Below are 19318 nucleotides of genomic sequence, written 5' to 3' on the forward strand. Positions count from 1 at the left end.
ATATGATCAATAATATTTTTGTTAAAATATGTCTAGTATGCTTAATATGTATATCCGCTATTTATTTTGGTTATCAATATTATCAGAATAGCAAGCCGGTAATTACTATTTATCCTGATGAGCTGCCTACAAAAATAAAACCGTCTATAATAGAAAATAACAAAATAGCAGCAGTACATAGTAGTATATATGAAAATCTTATTGCTAAAGATACAAATATTAAAACCGTAAAATTGCTTCCTGACCCTGAGAAACCTATGAATATAGATTCTCATAACCAAAGTCAAGGTGATGAATCTTTTGATGAAATATCCAACCTTATTGCATTAATAGAGCCAAGTGATAACTCCAAAAATGAAACGGATTTAAATATAATAAAGCTTGAAAAAGGAAGTAAGGATAAGGTTAGTAATGCTAAAAATTGTAAAAATAATGAGAGTTATAAAATACAGCTTGGTTCGGTAAAATCTGGAGCAGAAGCAATGCAAGAAGGGGAAAGAATAAAAAAGAAATTCCCGAAAATTCTTAAAAATGTTGTTATCACAACCAAAAAAGTTAAATATGACGACGGCAAATTTTTCTATTTAATCTTAGCCGGTGATTATGGTAGTCTTAGTCAAGCTAAAGCAGTTTGTAAAAAACTAGCTTATAATAAGCAGAGTTGTGTGTTGAAATAATAATACGGAATTAAAATTGATGTAGAAGTCAAGATTTAATCTTACAGACATTATAAAAATTATATCTGAATGTCTGATAAGTTATGACTGTCAGATGAGTATTCAAGATATAAGATTTCGTTATTCTTTTCAACAGCTAACTTTTTACTATCCATAAAAGTCTGCATAGGTGTTTTTCCATAGCAATATTTACCGGAATGCGGTCTTTCATTATTATAATATTCTAGCCAAATATCAAGATCTAGTTGTAGATCATCAAGATCAGTATAGATCTTTTTACGCATAGCAGTATCAAAGAATTCTTGTTTCATAGTTTTATTAAAACGTTCACACATACCATTTGTTTGAGGAGAATATGCTTTAGTAGTAGTATGCTCAATACCCTCAATGCTTAAGAACAATTCAAAAGCATGATGTTCTATATTACCTTTATACTCACCACCTCTATCAGTTAAAATACGAAGTACTGGTATTTGCTGACTCTCATACCATGGTAACACTCTATCATTAAGCATGTCAGCAGCGGTAAGTGCTGTTTTATCAGTATATAGTTTAGCCTCTGCAACCCGAGTGTAACTATCAATAAACACTTGAGAATATACCTTGCCTATGCCTTTAAAATTACCTACATAATATGTGTCTTGGCATCCTAGATAACCTGGATGCTGTGTATCAATCTCACCATGAGCTTCTTTCTCGCTACGCCGTTTCTCTAATACTTGTAACTGAGCTTCGGTAAGAACAATACCATCCTGAGCCATTTTGGCTTCTAATGCTTTAAGTCTTTTATTGATATTATTTAAATCATTACGTAGCCAAATAGATCTAACTCCTCCAGGTGATACAAGAATACCAGTCTTTTTAAGCTCATTTGATACTCGCAGCTGACCATAAGCGGGGTATTCTATTGCCATATCTAATACTGCTCTCTCTACGGCAGGATCAACTCTATTCGCTATAATTGGCTTCTTCCGACTAATCTCATATAATGCTTCTTCTCCTCCTGTTTCATATAACTCTTTAAACCTATAATAACTGTCTCTACTGTAACCCATAGCTTTACATGCTGACGATATACTACCAAGACTCCTAGCTAATTCTAGTAATCCTATTTTTGGCTTTATTATTTTTTGATTTAGATTCATCTCTAATCCTCCATTTAATATTATCTTAATTTTACTAAATGTAAGATTAAATCTCAACTATTACACTTAAGCAATCTATTATTTTTGAAACACAAGTTATTCTACCACCTAATGCCGATAAAGCTTGGAATAAGTCCTATTTAAATATAGTGGTGCAGGGTAAAAGTACTTTAACGCCTAGTAAACTTCTAATTGAGCTTAAAAAGATTGAAAAACAACTAGGTCGAGCAAGTTCTTACGATAAATGGTCTCCAAGAGTTATTGACTAGATATCCTACTTTGGAGTAATTGCCATATAGATTTGCCTGATTTAAAAATACCTCATCCTGAATTATTAAACAGACCGTTTCTTATTCATCTAATTGCAGGTTTAAGTGTGGAATGCCGTTATTCATGTCCGACTAATAATTTTTACAACAATAAAATCTTTGCAGAAACAGCACATTTAATTGAGAATCAAGGAGTCATACACTCGCTTGTTTTAAATCCTCTATTTGTCGGTATTTTAAATATTACTCCTGGGTCATGCCTCCATATTGCAGTTATGCCTATTAAAAAGCTATACGTTCAATAAGAGTACCAATAACCTTATCATGAATATCCAATGACTTGGAAAAGCAGATTGTCTTACGTGCAAGCCTCTTGCATCTCGTTCTAAGGTTCAAGTTACTTCGTTCTATCCGTTGAGTGTATTTTTTACTGATAATATGCTTTTTAGGGTCTAATAACCTAGCATAACTCCCCCATCCATCTGTATAGTAAAAAGTCACCTTGAAATTCTCTAGTTTTTTCAGTAATGATTCTAATGTGCTATCACATCTTGTACCAAACGTATAAGCAACTACTTTTAACGAAATCTTATCCAAGGCATACCAAAGCCATCGTTGTCTGGATTTATTCTGTACATAAGACCATTGTTCATCTATCTCAGGAGCAATAATTACTTCTGTTGTACTGATAGAATGATTTATTGTTTTTTAATACTAGATTTTTTTAAAACACGGATAACTGTATTGATACCCACTTTTAATACTCTTACTGTATCTCTAACTCCAGAGCCGTTGATTGACATTTCTACTATTTGCTCCTTAACTCCAGGCTTAGATGCATTATTAATATACTCCAATTAAAAATATCGATTACACCGCTTGCATTGATATCTCTGTTGTTTTGAAATTGAATATCCTGACTTTATTACTTCTTCTGTGTTGTTACAATATCTACACTTAACATCTATTTTTGCCATAACTCCTTAACTATAATTCTCTCTTATTACTGTTTGAGGATTATAGACTATTTACTCTAAACTGCAATACGGAGGCACGACCCATTGGTGTTGTCATTTAGTGTTTGGGGTGGGTGGTCTTCGGGGGTGGCGTTGTCCACTATTTCCGTATTTTCTTGTTTTTTGGGTTTGTCATTTGAACTTTTTACATAAGCGGTATAATTATACATGATTAATCCGTTTCCTATTGTTTTTTATTTAATAATCTTAACTTTAAGATTAACTCAAAAAATTTCAACCTAGTTAATTAATTTATTTATTTTAACTAAAAATATGTATATGATAAAAATATCACAATTTAGATATTACGATATTTAATACAATAAAAGATGATTTTTATTGCATATATGATAAGAATAAGTTTTATTATAAATAAATATTAATAATTACTTAGGTTATGAGAAATAATAAAAACCAAATGTATATTATAAAAATTATTATAGCCCTAGCTATGATTACGGGCATAATATTTTTATGTTTATTTTATTCTTCATTAACTCCGTCTAAGCTTAAGATTGGTGCAAAAACTAGTAATATGGACGATTCACCTAAAATTAAGTTCACTCTTATAGATCAAGAAGGAAAGGAATTTGATAGTACCCATTTGCAAGGTCATTTAAGTTTGATTTATTTTGGTACTACCTATTCTTTGTATGACAATCAAGCACTAAAAAGAGTAGAAGATATTATTAAGATTTTGAAGAAAGAGAATATTTTAGTACAAGTAGTTTTTATTACTTTAGATCCTGAGCATGATACAAGTGAGGTATTAAAAAAATATTTAGAAAAAATAGATGGTAATTTTATAGGTTTAACGGGGAGAGGAGAAGATATTGAACAATTAGCAGATCAATTTAAGGTCTTCTATACATCCAAAATATTTGATGTAAAAACAAACAAATATGAATTACAACATTCTAATTTTGTGTATTTAATTAGCAGCCAGGGAAAATTTTTAAAGCATTATTGCTTAGGCTTACTGAAATGTAATAGTTGAGATTTAATCTTACATTTAGTAAAATTAAGATAATATTAAATGGAGGATTAGAGATGAATCTAAATCAAAAAATAATAAAGCCAAAAATAGGATTACTAGAATTAGCTAGGAGTCTTGGTAGTATATCGTCAGCATATAAAGCTATGGGTTACAGTAGAGACAGTTATTATAGGTTTAAAGAGTTATATGAAACAGGAGGAGAAGAAGCATTATATGAGATTAGTCGGAAGAAGCCAATTATAGCGAATAGAGTTGATCCTGCCGTAGAGAGAGCAGTATTAGATATGGCAATAGAATACCCCGCTTATGGTCAGCTGCGAGTATCAAATGAGCTTAAAAAGACTGGTATTCTTGTATCACCTGGAGGAGTTAGATCTATTTGGCTACGTAATGATTTAAATAATATCAATAAAAGACTTAAAGCATTAGAAGCCAAAATGGCTCAGGATGGTATTGTTCTTACCGAAGCTCAGTTACAAGTATTAGAGAAACGGCGTAGCGAGAAAGAAGCTCATGGTGAGATTGATACACAGCATCCAGGTTATCTAGGATGCCAAGACACATATTATGTAGGTAATTTTAAAGGCATAGGCAAGGTATATTCTCAAGTGTTTATTGATAGTTACACTCGGGTTGCAGAGGCTAAACTATATACTGATAAAACAGCACTTACCGCTGCTGACATGCTTAATGATAGAGTGTTACCATGGTATGAGAGTCAGCAAATACCAGTACTTCGTATTTTAACTGATAGAGGTGGTGAGTATAAAGGTAATATAGAACATCATGCTTTTGAATTGTTCTTAAGCATTGAGGGTATTGAGCATACTACTACTAAAGCATATTCTCCTCAAACAAATGGTATGTGTGAACGTTTTAATAAAACTATGAAACAAGAATTCTTTGATACTGCTATGCGTAAAAAGATCTATACTGATCTTGATGATCTACAACTAGATCTTGATATTTGGCTAGAATATTATAATAATGAAAGACCGCATTCCGGTAAATATTGCTATGGAAAAACACCTATGCAGACTTTTATGGATAGTAAAAAGTTAGCTGTTGAAAAGAATAACGAAATCTTATATCTTGAATACTCATCTGACAGTCATAACTTATCAGACATTCAGATATAATTTTTATAATGTCTGTAAGATTAAATCTTGACTTCTACACCGAAAAATGGTTAACAGATAATCTCTAAGCATTTCCTATTTGTGATGAGAAATGTATTTCATCAATGCCTAGATGTTTTAATGCATTATGCCATTTACTTTCAGGATTATCGGCAAAAATAAATTCTTTATTACAATCCATAACCAACCATAGGTTTTTTTCTAATTCTTCTTCAAGCTGCCCTGGTTTCCATGCGGTATAACCGACAATGAATAAGCTATTTTTAGGTCCTTTACCGAAAGCTATATCTTCTGAAATTTCTAAATTAGAGCTTACTGCTAAATCATTCTGGAAATCCAATAACAAATTTTTATTATAATCGCTAGAATGAAGAAAAAAACCTTTTTCATGTTCTACGGGTCCGCCAAGATATATAGGAACCATAACCGAGGTTGTTATTTCGTCATTTTTTATTTTAAAAAACGATTTTAAATCTATATGATTTACTAAGCGGTTAAATATTAATCCTATTGCTCCTTCTTCCGTGTGTGATAACATATAAATTAAGGATTTATGGTAAATGCCTTTTGTAATTACATGCGGTGTAGCAACGAGTGTTTTACCGGATAAGTTATGAAAAATTTTATCGCCCATAAATAAAACTTTAATTATAATATTAGAGGTGATCTATAAAGATATTTTAATTGATAATTAAAGAGCTTTTTTAGCGAAAATGAATAAGATTTTTGTAGTAATAGTAGTTCATATTTCAAAAAAATCTTACAATTTATAGCAAGAAAGAATCTAACTAGCTTTAAAATATCTTTATAGATCGCCTCTTAAAGTATATAAGATTTAAATCCAATTATTCAATAGAAGTTAACAATAATGATCACATTTTTTGATATTACTATTTTTGCTATTATTACTCTTTTCTCATTTTTCGGCTTATATCAAGGTATAATCGGGTTTTCAACTAGAATACTCGGTTTTATTACTTCTATAATGTTAGGATATTTCTTATATCCGTATATTTCTGAACTAAACGGGAAATATATGGATAATGAGGTTATAAGAATAATTATAGCCGGTCTTATATCTTATGTTGTTTCTTTAATTTTATGTGTTTTTATAGTTTATAAATTTCTTGCTATAATTTCGTTTATGAGAAACGGTTTTATTGACAGATTCTTAGGGCTATTAGCAGGATTTGCCGTAGGTACTACTATCTCGTTAGTACTATTTTTTATCACAATGATCTTTACTTCTGAAAATTATTTTAAAAGTAAATCTTTAAAAGATTTTGTGGTAAGTAGCAAACAGAGCAAATATGGAGGAGTGTTGAAAGTTTCCGTTACCACTGATTATTTAGATGAATTAAGTAAAAATATTATAGTTATAATTCCAAACGAAACCTTAAAATCTATTGAAATATTTGAAAATAAAGACTTTAATAATTTTAAAAATTCCCTTAAGAAATCAAATGATTCTAACGATGATGAGGATATATTTTCTCAAGAATTACAAGATGAGCTTTCTAATATAGATGGCGAGTAAAATGTTATTTTAACGTCATTGTGAGGAAATTACGTAGTAATTGACGAAGCAATCTCAAGAGTTTGTTATTTGTAATAGTTGAGATTTAATCTTACATTTAGTAAAATTAAGATAATATTAAATGGAGGATTAGAGATGAATCTAAATCAAAAAATAATAAAGCCAAAAATAGGATTACTAGAATTAGCTAGGAGTCTTGGTAGTATATCGTCAGCATATAAAGCTATGGGTTACAGTAGAGACAGTTATTATAGGTTTAAAGAGTTATATGAAACAGGAGGAGAAGAAGCATTATATGAGATTAGTCGGAAGAAGCCAATTATAGCGAATAGAGTTGATCCTGCCGTAGAGAGAGCAGTATTAGATATGGCAATAGAATACCCCGCTTATGGTCAGCTGCGAGTATCAAATGAGCTTAAAAAGACTGGTATTCTTGTATCACCTGGAGGAGTTAGATCTATTTGGCTACGTAATGATTTAAATAATATCAATAAAAGACTTAAAGCATTAGAAGCCAAAATGGCTCAGGATGGTATTGTTCTTACCGAAGCTCAGTTACAAGTATTAGAGAAACGGCGTAGCGAGAAAGAAGCTCATGGTGAGATTGATACACAGCATCCAGGTTATCTAGGATGCCAAGACACATATTATGTAGGTAATTTTAAAGGCATAGACAAGGTATATTCTCAAGTGTTTATTGATAGTTACACTCGGGTTGCAGAGGCTAAACTATATACTGATAAAACAGCACTTACCGCTGCTGACATGCTTAATGATAGAGTGTTACCATGGTATGAGAGTCAGCAAATACCAGTACTTCGTATTTTAACTGATAGAGGTGGTGAGTATAAAGGTAATATGTAGAAGTCAAGATTTAATCTTACAGACATTATAAAAATTATATCTGAATGTCTGATAAGTTATGACTGTCAGATGAGTATTCAAGATATAAGATTTCGTTATTCTTTTCAACAGCTAACTTTTTACTATCCATAAAAGTCTGCATAGGTGTTTTTCCATAGCAATATTTACCGGAATGCGGTCTTTCATTATTATAATATTCTAGCCAAATATCAAGATCTAGTTGTAGATCATCAAGATCAGTATAGATCTTTTTACGCATAGCAGTATCAAAGAATTCTTGTTTCATAGTTTTATTAAAACGTTCACACATACCATTTGTTTGAGGAGAATATGCTTTAGTAGTAGTATGCTCAATACCCTCAATGCTTAAGAACAATTCAAAAGCATGATGTTCTATATTACCTTTATACTCACCACCTCTATCAGTTAAAATACGAAGTACTGGTATTTGCTGACTCTCATACCATGGTAACACTCTATCATTAAGCATGTCAGCAGCGGTAAGTGCTGTTTTATCAGTATATAGTTTAGCCTCTGCAACCCGAGTGTAACTATCAATAAACACTTGAGAATATACCTTGCCTATGCCTTTAAAATTACCTACATAATATGTGTCTTGGCATCCTAGATAACCTGGATGCTGTGTATCAATCTCACCATGAGCTTCTTTCTCGCTACGCCGTTTCTCTAATACTTGTAACTGAGCTTCGGTAAGAACAATACCATCCTGAGCCATTTTGGCTTCTAATGCTTTAAGTCTTTTATTGATATTATTTAAATCATTACGTAGCCAAATAGGTCTAACTCCTCCAGGTGATACAAGAATACCAGTCTTTTTAAGCTCATTTGATACTCGCAGCTGACCATAAGCGGGGTATTCTATTGCCATATCTAATACTGCTCTCTCTACGGCAGGATCAACTCTATTCGCTATAATTGGCTTCTTCCGACTAATCTCATATAATGCTTCTTCTCCTCCTGTTTCATATAACTCTTTAAACCTATAATAACTGTCTCTACTGTAACCCATAGCTTTACATGCTGACGATATACTACCAAGACTCCTAGCTAATTCTAGTAATCCTATTTTTGGCTTTATTATTTTTTGATTTAGATTCATCTCTAATCCTCCATTTAATATTATCTTAATTTTACTAAATGTAAGATTAAATCTCAACTATTACACTTAAGCATTGAGGGTATTGAGCATACTACTACTAAAGCATATTCTCCTCAAACAAATGGTATGTGTGAACGTTTTAATAAAACTATGAAACAAGAATTCTTTGATACTGCTATGCGTAAAAAGATCTATACTGATCTTGATGATCTACAACTAGATCTTGATATTTGGCTAGAATATTATAATAATGAAAGACCGCATTCCGGTAAATATTGCTATGGAAAAACACCTATGCAGACTTTTATGGATAGTAAAAAGTTAGCTGTTGAAAAGAATAACGAAATCTTATATCTTGAATACTCATCTGACATTCATAACTTATCAGACATTCAGATATAATTTTTATAATGTCTGTAAGATTAAATCTTGACTTCTACAAATTTAATTATTTTTATACTCTAAGCGCTATATTGACTTTTTTTAATCTCCACGCAACAACGCCTTGCGAGAATGACGAAAAACAACTCCTACCTCTCGGGCAGTAATATCTCTCTTTTACCTGTATGATTCGGCGGTGAGACTATTCCCTCTTTCTCCATCTTCTCAACCAAATTAGCAGCTTTGTTATAGCCGATTCTAAGCGACCTTTGGATATAGCTAATGGAGGATTTACGTTCGTCACGCACTATCTGCACGGCTTTTTTGTAAAGCACTTCATCAGACGTGCCGTCACCGATATCAATGCTACTATCGTCTTCTTCAGGCTGCTCGGTAACGGCAGAGATATATTCAGGCGCACCGGTTTCTTTCAAATATTCCGTAATTTTCTCGATTTCTGCTTCATTAACAAACGGTCCGTGTACCCTACTTATCTTTGAAGTGCTCCCCATAAATAGCATATCACCCATACCTAGTAACTGCTCGGAACCTTGCTCGCCTAAAATCGTTCGGCTATCGATTTTAGAGGTAACTTTAAAGCTAATACGGCTTGGAAAGTTGGCTTTAATGACACCGGTAATAACGTCTACCGAAGGTCTTTGTGTTGCCATAATAATATGGATGCCGGCGGCTCTTGCCATTTGGGCAAGCCTTTGAATCAGCATCTCGATATCCTTACCGGCCACTAGCATTAAATCAGCCATCTCATCGACAATAACTACTATGTAAGGTAGCTTTTCCATATTCATCGTAACGGTTTCATAAATAGGCTTGCCGGTTTCAGGGTCAAAGCCCGTTTGAATCGAACGCTCAATTACTCTATTTTCTTTAACTGCTTCTAAGATTTTTGCATTATAACCTGCGATATTCTTAACGCCGATATTGCTCATCATTCTATAGCGATTTTCCATTTCCTTAACTGCCCATTTAAGAGCAACTACCGCTTTAGAAGGCTCGGTTACTACGGGAGTTAGCAAATGCGGTATTCCGTCATAAGCCGATAATTCAAGCATTTTCGGGTCAATCATGATAAAGCGACATTCTTCAGGAGTATAGCGGTACAAGAGCGAGACTATCATAGCGTTAATACCGACCGATTTACCTGAGCCGGTGGTTCCTGCTACTAATAAATGAGGCATTTTAGCAAGATCTGCAATTAGCGGCTTACCTGCTAAATCTTTACCCAAAACTAACGGCAATAAAGTTGATTTGTCTTGGTACTCTGGAGTTTCTATCAGTTCTTTTAAACAAAAGAATTCACGCTGCTTATTAGGAAGCTCAATGCCAAGCACATTCTTACCGGGTATGACTGCTATCCTTGTCGATAGAGCCGAAAGCGAGCGTGCTATATCGTCGGATAATCCTACTACCCTTGATGTTTTAGTGCCTGCTGCCGGCTCAAACTCATATTGAGTTACAACAGGCCCTTGGTTGATGTTAATTATCTGCCCTTTAACTCCAAAATCATTCAGCACGGTTAATAACTCTTCAGCTTTTTGCTTAAGCTCTGAGGAAGAAGCCCCTTTTACATGATGGCTTTCAGGATCACGTAATAACGAAATAGGCGGCAATGCTGCTATTTCGCTTTGAGATATTTTAGGAGCTACTGGGGGTTTTCTAAAGAATTTTATAAGATTTGCAGGTATAGGTTTTGCTTCTTCAGTGAATTTTACTTTTTCACTTACAGGCTTTTGGTAAGAAGAAGTTATATTTATCTTATCATTGTTTTTAGTAGGGAATAATCTTATCGACGATAATCGTGAAAATACATTATGTAAAAAATATTGTACCCGATAGATTAAAAATTTACCTAGCTTAATAATAAAATTACTTAAAGAAGTAAATTTAATTTCAAGTAAAACAACTAATATAATAAAGGTAAAAAATATTAACAATAAGTATAGTTGATTTGTAAATCGCTCAAAAAAATTAGAAGCTATTATTCCAACGGCTCCCCCTGCATTTGCAGGTATAAATTCTAGCTTAATCTTAGATAATAATGTGCTACTGCTAATGAGAGCAAGCAACATTACAAATATACGGATAAATGAGTCGCGATATCTTCCATACCAACAATTCCTACCCCAAACAAAGCAAGCAAGCGGTATGATAAAAGCAGCTAACCCAAAAAATTGATATAAAAAGTCTGATAAATAAGAGCCTGCAATTCCGACTAAATTGCTAGGATATTCTGTTGTAACCGAATTAAAAGACGGATCGTCTATATTATATGATGTGAGAACGGAAACAATACCAAGCCCGATTATCCCTAAAATGATAGCTTGTATTTTATTATTCGAAAGAGTTTTGTTTATGTAATATAGCATAGTGTTTATATTGTAGAAGTCAAGATTTAATCTTACAGACATTATAAAAATTATATCTGAATGTCTGATAAGTTATGACTGTCAGATGAGTATTCAAGATATAAGATTTCGTTATTCTTTTCAACAGCTAACTTTTTACTATCCATAAAAGTCTGCATAGGTGTTTTTCCATAGCAATATTTACCGGAATGCGGTCTTTCATTATTATAATATTCTAGCCAAATATCAAGATCTAGTTGTAGATCATCAAGATCAGTATAGATCTTTTTACGCATAGCAGTATCAAAGAATTCTTGTTTCATAGTTTTATTAAAACGTTCACACATACCATTTGTTTGAGGAGAATATGCTTTAGTAGTAGTATGCTCAATACCCTCAATGCTTAAGAACAATTCAAAAGCATGATGTTCTATATTACCTTTATACTCACCACCTCTATCAGTTAAAATACGAAGTACTGGTATTTGCTGACTCTCATACCATGGTAACACTCTATCATTAAGCATGTCAGCAGCGGTAAGTGCTGTTTTATCAGTATATAGTTTAGCCTCTGCAACCCGAGTGTAACTATCAATAAACACTTGAGAATATACCTTGCCTATGCCTTTAAAATTACCTACATAATATGTGTCTTGGCATCCTAGATAACCTGGATGCTGTGTATCAATCTCACCATGAGCTTCTTTCTCGCTACGCCGTTTCTCTAATACTTGTAACTGAGCTTCGGTAAGAACAATACCATCCTGAGCCATTTTGGCTTCTAATGCTTTAAGTCTTTTATTGATATTATTTAAATCATTACGTAGCCAAATAGATCTAACTCCTCCAGGTGATACAAGAATACCAGTCTTTTTAAGCTCATTTGATACTCGCAGCTGACCATAAGCAGGGTATTCTATTGCCATATCTAATACTGCTCTCTCTACGGCAGGATCAACTCTATTCGCTATAATTGGCTTCTTCCGACTAATCTCATATAATGCTTCTTCTCCTCCTGTTTCATATAACTCTTTAAACCTATAATAACTGTCTCTACTGTAGCCCATAGCTTTACATGCTGACGATATACTACCAAGACTCCTAGCTAATTCTAGTAATCCTATTTTTGGCTTTATTATTTTTTGATTTAGATTCATCTCTAATCCTCCATTTAATATTATCTTAATTTTACTAAATGTAAGATTAAATCTCAACTATTACAAATGATACAAGAGTAATTTATAACTTACCTTTAATCTCATTTATTGTTAGTCTTTGTTTTTTTAGTTGCTGGATTTTCTTACATTGCTGCAGTGCCTCTATGGAATAAAGTTGATAATTTGACCTAGTAATATCCGCAATCTCAAGCAATCCGGTCTTAGTCCAAAAACGAATCGTAGAAACAGTTTCTCCGATCGCTTTAGCTAGCTCTACAATTTTCATTAATTTTTCCGACTTTCTAATGTCTGACGCCTCTTGCCCTGTTACTGCTTTCAAATAAATATCAAATGAACAATTAACTGCGTTATAAATAATTTTTTGATATTTCTCTTTTGATCCTCCAAGTTGTGCAGTTTCAAGAGACGTAATATACGCTAACCGCTCTTGTGGTCTTATAATTGCGGGAGGATAACCCTTCATAATTAAAATTAAATTCATTAAAAGACGAGCAGTACGACCGTTCCCGACGGAAAATGGATGAATTGTTATAAGTCTATAGTGAGATTCTACCGCAAGCTCTATCGGGTGAATTTTTTCTACTGAACTTAACCAAGATATAAAATCTGCCATCAAAGCAGATACTTTCATAGGGTTAGGCATTACTACGGTAGATCCTGAAATACGTACCGGTACATGTCTATAATGTCCTGCGTTATAGTCATCAATGCCATGAAGAATTGTATGATGAATTGCTAAGATGTCTTTTTCCGTAATTTGACTATATTTCTTCTTAGCAAGCTTGTATACTACCTCTAAAGCTTTTGCATGGTTTATAGCCTCAAGATGTTCTACTAACGTTTTACCTCCTATAGTTAATCCTTTTTCAATAACTATAGCAGTTTCTCCGCATGATAAGGTATTGCCTTCAATAGCATTACTGGTATAAGTTAGCTCTACTTTAAACCATTCGTCTAAATTTTTAGCCAATTCGGGGCTTAATGGACGGAACTCATCTAATTGCTTTTTTCTTATCTATAATATAATATTGCATGTAGTAAAATATAAAGTGTTACCTAATACTTTATACTAAATTTATTCAAACATCAAGCTTAATTAGTTAGTGTTTTAAAAGAACTTATAGTATAATGATTTTTTAAAAGAATTTAAATTAAACATGACCATAAAAATCCATACGGAAAAAGATTTCATAAAGATGCGGCTAGCTGGAAAATTAGCTGCAGAGACGCTCGATTTTATTGCTGATTACGTAAAACCGAACGTCACTTCTAATAGTTTAAATGACCTTTGTCATAATTTTATTACTTCTCATAATGCCACTCCTGCACCGTTAAATTATAAAGGCTTTCCGAAATCGATTTGTACTTCTATAAATCATGTGGTTTGTCACGGCATTCCAAATGATAAACCATTAAAAAACGGTGATATAGTAAATATTGATGTTACAGTAATTTTAGATGGTTGGTACGGTGATACTAGTCGTATGTATTATGTCGGTGACGTAGCAATTAAGCCAAAGCGTCTTATTCAAGTAACTTATGATGCAATGATGAAAGGGATTGAAGTAGTTAGACCAGGTGCTAAACTCGGTGATATCGGGTATGCTATTCAAAGCTATGCCGAGAAACATAATTATTCGGTGGTCAGAGGTTATACCGGTCACGGTATCGGAAGAGTTTTTCATGACGAACCGTCAATATTAAATTACGGTCGCAGCGGCACGGGTCTAACACTAGAAGAAGGGATGTTTTTCACCGTTGAACCTATGATAAATGCCGGTAATTATGATACTATACTAAGTAAATTAGATGGATGGACGGTTACTACACGTGATAAATCATTATCGGCTCAATTTGAGCATACTATAGGCGTGACTAAAGATGGTTTTGAAATATTTACGTTATCACCTAAAAAACTTGATTATCCTCCATACTAAGCTATAGGATAAAAATTGATTTTGTTGTATGGTTTGACACAGCGGTTTGATGTCATTCCTGCGAAAGCGGGAATCCAATAGAACATATTAAAAAACTTGTTTTTTATATGTATTTTGTACTAATAATTATAGGTTATTTTTTTGGATTCCTACTTTCGCAGGAATGACATCAGCAACAAATTTGAGTAAATATGAAGAATGTTAGAAAATAATTTGATAGAATTTAGTAATAATGATACGCCTCATTATATAGGTCACCGTAAAAAGAGCAAAAGAACGCTTCGTCGCTGCTGGAGCAGAACATTTTTCCGATTATGAATTACTTGAAGTAATGTTATTTTCTGCTATCCCTCGTAAAGACGTAAAACCTCTTTCTAAAAAATTACTTGATCATTTTGATATTACGGATTTAATTAACCTTGATAAGGAAAGGTTACTTAGTATTAAAGGCACCAATGAAAATTTATATATCAATTTTGCTTTAATACGTGAGTTGATAAATAGAGTATTGAAACAAAAAATAATAAATAAAAATATTATTGCTTCTTGGAGTTCTTTGATTGATTATTTAAAAGTTAACATGGGTAATATGCGACTAGAGCAATTTCGTATATTATTTTTGAATAAGAAAAATATTTTAATTGCCGATGAGGTTTTAAGTCAAGGAACTATAGACCAAGCTGAAGTATATCCACGTGAGATAATTAAACGAGCTTTATTTAATGAAGCAGCCTTATACTTGTGCATAATCATCCAAGCGGCAGCCCTGAACCTTCAAAAGCCGACATTCATATGACAAATGAGATAGTAGAGACATGCCAAACCGTAAATATTATTTGTAATAGTTGAGATTTAATCTTACATTTAGTAAAATTAAGATAATATTAAATGGAGGATTAGAGATGAATCTAAATCAAAAAATAATAAAGCCAAAAATAGGATTACTAGAATTAGCTAGGAGTCTTGGTAGTATATCGTCAGCATATAAAGCTATGGGTTACAGTAGAGACAGTTATTATAGGTTTAAAGAGTTATATGAAACAGGAGGAGAAGAAGCATTATATGAGATTAGTCGGAAGAAGCCAATTATAGCGAATAGAGTTGATCCTGCCGTAGAGAGAGCAGTATTAGATATGGCAATAGAATACCCCGCTTATGGTCAGCTGCGAGTATCAAATGAGCTTAAAAAGACTGGTATTCTTGTATCACCTGGAGGAGTTAGACCTATTTGGCTACGTAATGATTTAAATAATATCAATAAAAGACTTAAAGCATTAGAAGCCAAAATGGCTCAGGATGGTATTGTTCTTACCGAAGCTCAGTTACAAGTATTAGAGAAACGGCGTAGCGAGAAAGAAGCTCATGGTGAGATTGATACACAGCATCCAGGTTATCTAGGATGCCAAGACACATATTATGTAGGTAATTTTAAAGGCATAGGCAAGGTATATTCTCAAGTGTTTATTGATAGTTACACTCGGGTTGCAGAGGCTAAACTATATACTGATAAAACAGCACTTACCGCTGCTGACATGCTTAATGATAGAGTGTTACCATGGTATGAGAGTCAGCAAATACCAGTACTTCGTATTTTAACTGATAGAGGTGGTGAGTATAAAGGTAATATAGAACATCATGCTTTTGAATTGTTCTTAAGCATTGAGGGTATTGAGCATACTACTACTAAAGCATATTCTCCTCAAACAAATGGTATGTGTGAACGTTTTAATAAAACTATGAAACAAGAATTCTTTGATACTGCTATGCGTAAAAAGATCTATACTGATCTTGATGATCTACAACTAGATCTTGATATTTGGCTAGAATATTATAATAATGAAAGACCGCATTCCGGTAAATATTGCTATGGAAAAACACCTATGCAGACTTTTATGGATAGTAAAAAGTTAGCTGTTGAAAAGAATAACGAAATCTTATATCTTGAATACTCATCTGACAGTCATAACTTATCAGACATTCAGATATAATTTTTATAATGTCTGTAAGATTAAATCTTGACTTCTACAATAGTTTTAAATCTAATATGTTACTATGAATATAAATAGCTATAGCACATTATTTATTTTTTCTTTTATAGCGACCGCTATATTAACATATATATTAACTAAATATCTTCCTGCAATCGGTTTAGTTGATGTACCGAGTAGCCGTCGCTCTCATGATAAGATAACACCACGCGGCGGTGGTCTTGCTATTGTAATTGTCGTAATGATTGCTTTGAGCGGATTTGAATATATAACGAGCAATAACCTTGCTAATTCAATAAAAATATTACCTTTATTATTGATAATTTCCTCTATTTCCTTTTTGGATGACTTAAAAGCCGTACCTATTCTAATTCGTTTAATATTCCACTTAATTTGTGCAGCTTTTGCTATTTTTCTTTTTTCGCAGGTAAATTCCATTCATATAATAATATATTCTATTTTAGTTATAGCTTTAAGCGGTTTTATTAATATATATAATTTTATGGACGGTATAGACGGTATGAGTTGCGTGGAATCTATCCATCTATCTAGCACCATGCTTATATTATGTTTCTTGCAATTTCCTGCTATTGGTAATCCGTATTTTATAGCTAGCGTAAATGTGATTATTCTTGGTTGTTCTTGTGGTTTTTTAATATTTAATTGGCATCCGGCAAAAATATTTTTAGGCGACGTGGGAAGTATTAGCCTTGGATTCTTAACGGGTCTTTGCTTACTCTTGCTTGCTCTTACAAGCACTAATTTATTTGTAGCTTGTGCTATTGCTAGCTTATATTACATCACTGATGCAGTGCTAACCATATTAATTCGGCTACTCAATAAAGAAAAAATTTGGCAGCCTCATCTAAAGCATTTTTTTCAAAAAGCGGTACAAAAAGGTAAGTCTCATAAACAAGTAGTATCGATTATAGCAGTTTGTAATATATTTTTAATGATTATATCGGTTACATCTCTATATTTTTCCGTAATATCTATAATGCTTGCAATAGCCGTCATAACTTTAACAGTGCAGAGTTTATTAAAATGAAGCTAATTAAAGAGGATATCGATAAAATAGTTAGATGTATATTTGCCAAACAACATCCATTGCTGCCTGAAATCATGATTAACTGGAATAAAATAGTCGGGTTTAATTTCAGCACTAAAGCATTGCCTTTAAAAATCACCACATATACTTACAAAAAACAGAAAATTAATACGCTATTTATACAAGCAGAAGATAATGCTACGGCAGCAGAATTACCTTATTATCAAGATATTATTCTAGAACGTATTAAAATTTATTTAGGCTTTGAAGCAATACATCAAATGAACGTAACGTTTTACAAAGGAAAACCTAAAGTATGAGAATTAAGTCATGCTCTCTTCTTGTGGATTTCTTGAATTAAAATATCCGCTGGAATATTTAAATTTTTATGTAATTTTCTAATCATAGATAAAGTAATGTAGAAGTCAAGATTTAATCTTACAGACATTATAAAAATTATATCTGAATGTCTGATAAGTTATGACTGTCAGATGAGTATTCAAGATATAAGATTTCGTTATTCTTTTCAACAGCTAACTTTTTACTATCCATAAAAGTCTGCATAGGTGTTTTTCCATAGCAATATTTACCGGAATGCGGTCTTTCATTATTATAATATTCTAGCCAAATATCAAGATCTAGTTGTAGATCATCAAGATCAGTATAGATCTTTTTACGCATAGCAGTATCAAAGAATTCTTGTTTCATAGTTTTATTAAAACGTTCACACATACCATTTGTTTGAGGAGAATATGCTTTAGTAGTAGTATGCTCAATACCCTCAATGCTTAAGAACAATTCAAAAGCATGATGTTCTATATTACCTTTATACTCACCACCTCTATCAGTTAAAATACGAAGTACTGGTATTTGCTGACTCTCATACCATGGTAACACTCTATCATTAAGCATGTCAGCAGCGGTAAGTGCTGTTTTATCAGTATATAGTTTAGCCTCTGCAACCCGAGTGTAACTATCAATAAACACTTGAGAATATACCTTGCCTATGCCTTTAAAATTACCTACATAATATGTGTCTTGGCATCCTAGATAACCTGGATGCTGTGTATCAATCTCACCATGAGCTTCTTTCTCGCTACGCCGTTTCTCTAATACTTGTAACTGAGCTTCGGTAAGAACAATACCATCCTGAGCCATTTTGGCTTCTAATGCTTTAAGTCTTTTATTGATATTATTTAAATCATTACGTAGCCAAATAGATCTAACTCCTCCAGGTGATACAAGAATACCAGTCTTTTTAAGCTCATTTGATACTCGCAGCTGACCATAAGCAGGGTATTCTATTGCCATATCTAATACTGCTCTCTCTACGGCAGGATCAACTCTATTCGCTATAATTGGCTTCTTCCGACTAATCTCATATAATGCTTCTTCTCCTCCTGTTTCATATAACTCTTTAAACCTATAATAACTGTCTCTACTGTAGCCCATAGCTTTACATGCTGACGATATACTACCAAGACTCCTAGCTAATTCTAGTAATCCTATTTTTGGCTTTATTATTTTTTGATTTAGATTCATCTCTAATCCTCCATTTAATATTATCTTAATTTTACTAAATGTAAGATTAAATCTCAACTATTACATTTTAACTGGATACCATGGAACAATACAAATAAAAAGGAGCCTTTAGAG

General features: G+C 32.8%; 17 protein-coding genes and 5 pseudogenes. 14 read left to right on the plus strand and 8 right to left on the minus strand.

Going from position 1 to position 19318, the window contains the following annotated elements; all coding sequences use genetic code 11:
- The first annotated feature begins 2 nt into the window (after positions 1-2).
- Positions 3-677 carry an SPOR domain-containing protein gene (locus tag AC0ODJ_RS01190; protein WP_218460585.1) on the plus strand — a complete coding sequence of 225 codons (675 nt, stop codon included), beginning with the start codon at positions 3-5 and terminating at the stop codon, positions 675-677.
- 59 nt (positions 678-736) lie between these two features.
- On the opposite strand, the gene AC0ODJ_RS01195 is transcribed toward AC0ODJ_RS01190, so the two are convergent.
- Positions 737-1822 carry an IS481 family transposase gene (locus AC0ODJ_RS01195; RefSeq protein WP_127896995.1) on the minus strand — a complete coding sequence of 362 codons (1086 nt, stop codon included), beginning with the start codon at positions 1820-1822 and terminating at the stop codon, positions 737-739.
- Positions 1823-1920: 98 nt separating this feature from the next.
- Between AC0ODJ_RS01195 and AC0ODJ_RS01200 the strand changes: the two genes are divergently transcribed.
- Both AC0ODJ_RS01200 and AC0ODJ_RS01205 read left to right on the plus strand, forming a co-directional pair.
- Entirely contained in the window at positions 1921-2091 is a 171-nt protein-coding gene (locus AC0ODJ_RS01200) for a 2-amino-4-hydroxy-6-hydroxymethyldihydropteridine diphosphokinase (RefSeq protein ID WP_371920377.1), read from the plus strand.
- A 32-nt stretch (positions 2092-2123) separates the two neighbouring features.
- Positions 2124-2396 carry a hypothetical protein gene (locus AC0ODJ_RS01205; protein WP_474464655.1) on the plus strand — a complete coding sequence of 91 codons (273 nt, stop codon included), beginning with the start codon at positions 2124-2126 and terminating at the stop codon, positions 2394-2396.
- Here AC0ODJ_RS01205 and AC0ODJ_RS01210 read toward each other — a convergent pair.
- Positions 2374-3068 (minus strand): annotated as a pseudogene (locus AC0ODJ_RS01210) (IS1 family transposase). The gene AC0ODJ_RS01205 and the pseudogene AC0ODJ_RS01210 sit on opposite strands and share 23 nt — an antisense overlap.
- A 436-nt stretch (positions 3069-3504) precedes the next feature.
- On the opposite strand from AC0ODJ_RS01210, the gene AC0ODJ_RS01215 reads away from it, so the two are divergent.
- The gene (locus AC0ODJ_RS01215; RefSeq protein WP_474464659.1) at positions 3505-4104 is read left to right on the plus strand and encodes an SCO family protein; all 600 of its coding nucleotides are present in this window, start codon (positions 3505-3507) and stop codon (positions 4102-4104) included.
- A gap of 53 nt (positions 4105-4157) precedes the next feature.
- Positions 4158-5243: an IS481 family transposase gene (locus AC0ODJ_RS01220; RefSeq protein WP_121834048.1), complete on the plus strand. Its 1086-nt coding sequence runs from the start codon at positions 4158-4160 to the stop codon at positions 5241-5243.
- A gap of 64 nt (positions 5244-5307) precedes the next feature.
- Here the strand turns inward: AC0ODJ_RS01220 and AC0ODJ_RS01225 are convergent, their stop codons facing one another.
- On the minus strand, positions 5308-5877 hold the full coding sequence (locus AC0ODJ_RS01225; protein WP_218460378.1) for a YqgE/AlgH family protein: 570 nt from the start codon (positions 5875-5877) through the stop codon (positions 5308-5310).
- A 234-nt stretch (positions 5878-6111) separates the two neighbouring features.
- On the opposite strand from AC0ODJ_RS01225, the gene AC0ODJ_RS01230 reads away from it, so the two are divergent.
- Positions 6112-6780: a CvpA family protein gene (locus AC0ODJ_RS01230; RefSeq protein ID WP_218460377.1), complete on the plus strand. Its 669-nt coding sequence runs from the start codon at positions 6112-6114 to the stop codon at positions 6778-6780.
- A 135-nt stretch (positions 6781-6915) separates the two neighbouring features.
- Positions 6916-7641 (plus strand): annotated as a pseudogene (locus AC0ODJ_RS01235) (helix-turn-helix domain-containing protein); the annotation flags it as partial.
- 37 nt (positions 7642-7678) lie between these two features.
- Here the strand turns inward: AC0ODJ_RS01235 and AC0ODJ_RS01240 are convergent.
- A complete protein-coding gene (locus tag AC0ODJ_RS01240) occupies positions 7679-8764 on the minus strand; it encodes an IS481 family transposase (protein ID WP_474465632.1) in 1086 nt (361 codons plus the stop codon).
- A gap of 60 nt (positions 8765-8824) precedes the next feature.
- On the opposite strand from AC0ODJ_RS01240, the pseudogene AC0ODJ_RS01245 reads away from it, so the two are divergent.
- Positions 8825-9166: pseudogene (locus AC0ODJ_RS01245) on the plus strand (integrase core domain-containing protein); the annotation flags it as partial.
- A 128-nt stretch (positions 9167-9294) separates the two neighbouring features.
- On the opposite strand, the gene AC0ODJ_RS01250 reads toward AC0ODJ_RS01245, so the two are convergent.
- The 3 genes from AC0ODJ_RS01250 to AC0ODJ_RS01260 all read right to left on the minus strand — a co-directional run bounded on the left by AC0ODJ_RS01250 (position 9295) and on the right by AC0ODJ_RS01260 (position 13659).
- Positions 9295-11532: a DNA translocase FtsK gene (locus AC0ODJ_RS01250; protein ID WP_218460471.1), complete on the minus strand. Its 2238-nt coding sequence runs from the start codon at positions 11530-11532 to the stop codon at positions 9295-9297.
- Between the two features lie 50 nt (positions 11533-11582).
- The gene (locus tag AC0ODJ_RS01255) at positions 11583-12668 is read right to left on the minus strand and encodes an IS481 family transposase (RefSeq protein WP_127896995.1); all 1086 of its coding nucleotides are present in this window, start codon (positions 12666-12668) and stop codon (positions 11583-11585) included.
- An 82-nt stretch (positions 12669-12750) separates the two neighbouring features.
- Positions 12751-13659 (minus strand): Fic family protein, encoded by a 909-nt coding sequence (locus tag AC0ODJ_RS01260; RefSeq protein ID WP_218460339.1) that lies wholly within the window; start codon positions 13657-13659, stop codon positions 12751-12753.
- A 187-nt stretch (positions 13660-13846) separates the two neighbouring features.
- Here AC0ODJ_RS01260 and map point away from each other — a divergent pair, with 187 nt between their 5' ends.
- The 6 genes and pseudogenes from map (at position 13847) to AC0ODJ_RS01290 (ending at position 17982) form a co-directional block, all read left to right on the plus strand.
- Entirely contained in the window at positions 13847-14626 is a 780-nt protein-coding gene (gene map, locus AC0ODJ_RS01265; protein WP_218460338.1) for a type I methionyl aminopeptidase, read from the plus strand.
- Between the two features lie 198 nt (positions 14627-14824).
- Positions 14825-15128 (plus strand): annotated as a pseudogene (locus AC0ODJ_RS01270) (UPF0758 domain-containing protein); the annotation flags it as partial.
- A 6-nt stretch (positions 15129-15134) separates the two neighbouring features.
- A pseudogene (locus tag AC0ODJ_RS01275) lies at positions 15135-15475 on the plus strand (JAB domain-containing protein).
- A 53-nt stretch (positions 15476-15528) separates the two neighbouring features.
- A complete protein-coding gene (locus AC0ODJ_RS01280) occupies positions 15529-16614 on the plus strand; it encodes an IS481 family transposase (RefSeq protein WP_474465598.1) in 1086 nt (361 codons plus the stop codon).
- 64 nt (positions 16615-16678) lie between these two features.
- Positions 16679-17662, plus strand: a complete 984-nt coding sequence (locus AC0ODJ_RS01285) for an MraY family glycosyltransferase (protein WP_218459769.1) — start codon at positions 16679-16681, stop codon at positions 17660-17662.
- Positions 17659-17982 (plus strand): DciA family protein, encoded by a 324-nt coding sequence (locus AC0ODJ_RS01290; RefSeq protein ID WP_218459768.1) that lies wholly within the window; start codon positions 17659-17661, stop codon positions 17980-17982. Before AC0ODJ_RS01285 ends, AC0ODJ_RS01290 begins: the two co-directional genes overlap by 4 nt.
- 136 nt (positions 17983-18118) lie before the next feature.
- Here AC0ODJ_RS01290 and AC0ODJ_RS01295 read toward each other — a convergent pair whose 3' ends face one another.
- Positions 18119-19204 (minus strand): IS481 family transposase, encoded by a 1086-nt coding sequence (locus tag AC0ODJ_RS01295; protein ID WP_127896995.1) that lies wholly within the window; start codon positions 19202-19204, stop codon positions 18119-18121.
- Positions 19205-19318: the final 114 nt, after the last annotated feature.

This window comes from Rickettsia senegalensis (genome assembly GCF_056135685.1).

Coding starts and splice junctions, on each gene's coding strand:
- AC0ODJ_RS01190 (WP_218460585.1), top strand. CDS start 3: ATGATCAATAATATTTTTGTTAAAATATGTCTAGTATGCTTAATATGT.
- AC0ODJ_RS01195 (WP_127896995.1), bottom strand. CDS start 1,822: ATGAATCTAAATCAAAAAATAATAAAGCCAAAAATAGGATTACTAGAA.
- AC0ODJ_RS01215 (WP_474464659.1), top strand. CDS start 3,505: ATGAGAAATAATAAAAACCAAATGTATATTATAAAAATTATTATAGCC.
- AC0ODJ_RS01220 (WP_121834048.1), top strand. CDS start 4,158: ATGAATCTAAATCAAAAAATAATAAAGCCAAAAATAGGATTACTAGAA.
- AC0ODJ_RS01225 (WP_218460378.1), bottom strand. CDS start 5,877: ATGGGCGATAAAATTTTTCATAACTTATCCGGTAAAACACTCGTTGCT.
- AC0ODJ_RS01230 (WP_218460377.1), top strand. CDS start 6,112: ATGATCACATTTTTTGATATTACTATTTTTGCTATTATTACTCTTTTC.
- AC0ODJ_RS01240 (WP_474465632.1), bottom strand. CDS start 8,764: ATGAATCTAAATCAAAAAATAATAAAGCCAAAAATAGGATTACTAGAA.
- AC0ODJ_RS01250 (WP_218460471.1), bottom strand. CDS start 11,532: ATGCTATATTACATAAACAAAACTCTTTCGAATAATAAAATACAAGCT.
- AC0ODJ_RS01255 (WP_127896995.1), bottom strand. CDS start 12,668: ATGAATCTAAATCAAAAAATAATAAAGCCAAAAATAGGATTACTAGAA.
- map (WP_218460338.1), top strand. CDS start 13,847: ATGACCATAAAAATCCATACGGAAAAAGATTTCATAAAGATGCGGCTA.
- AC0ODJ_RS01280 (WP_474465598.1), top strand. CDS start 15,529: ATGAATCTAAATCAAAAAATAATAAAGCCAAAAATAGGATTACTAGAA.
- AC0ODJ_RS01285 (WP_218459769.1), top strand. CDS start 16,679: ATGAATATAAATAGCTATAGCACATTATTTATTTTTTCTTTTATAGCG.
- AC0ODJ_RS01290 (WP_218459768.1), top strand. CDS start 17,659: ATGAAGCTAATTAAAGAGGATATCGATAAAATAGTTAGATGTATATTT.
- AC0ODJ_RS01295 (WP_127896995.1), bottom strand. CDS start 19,204: ATGAATCTAAATCAAAAAATAATAAAGCCAAAAATAGGATTACTAGAA.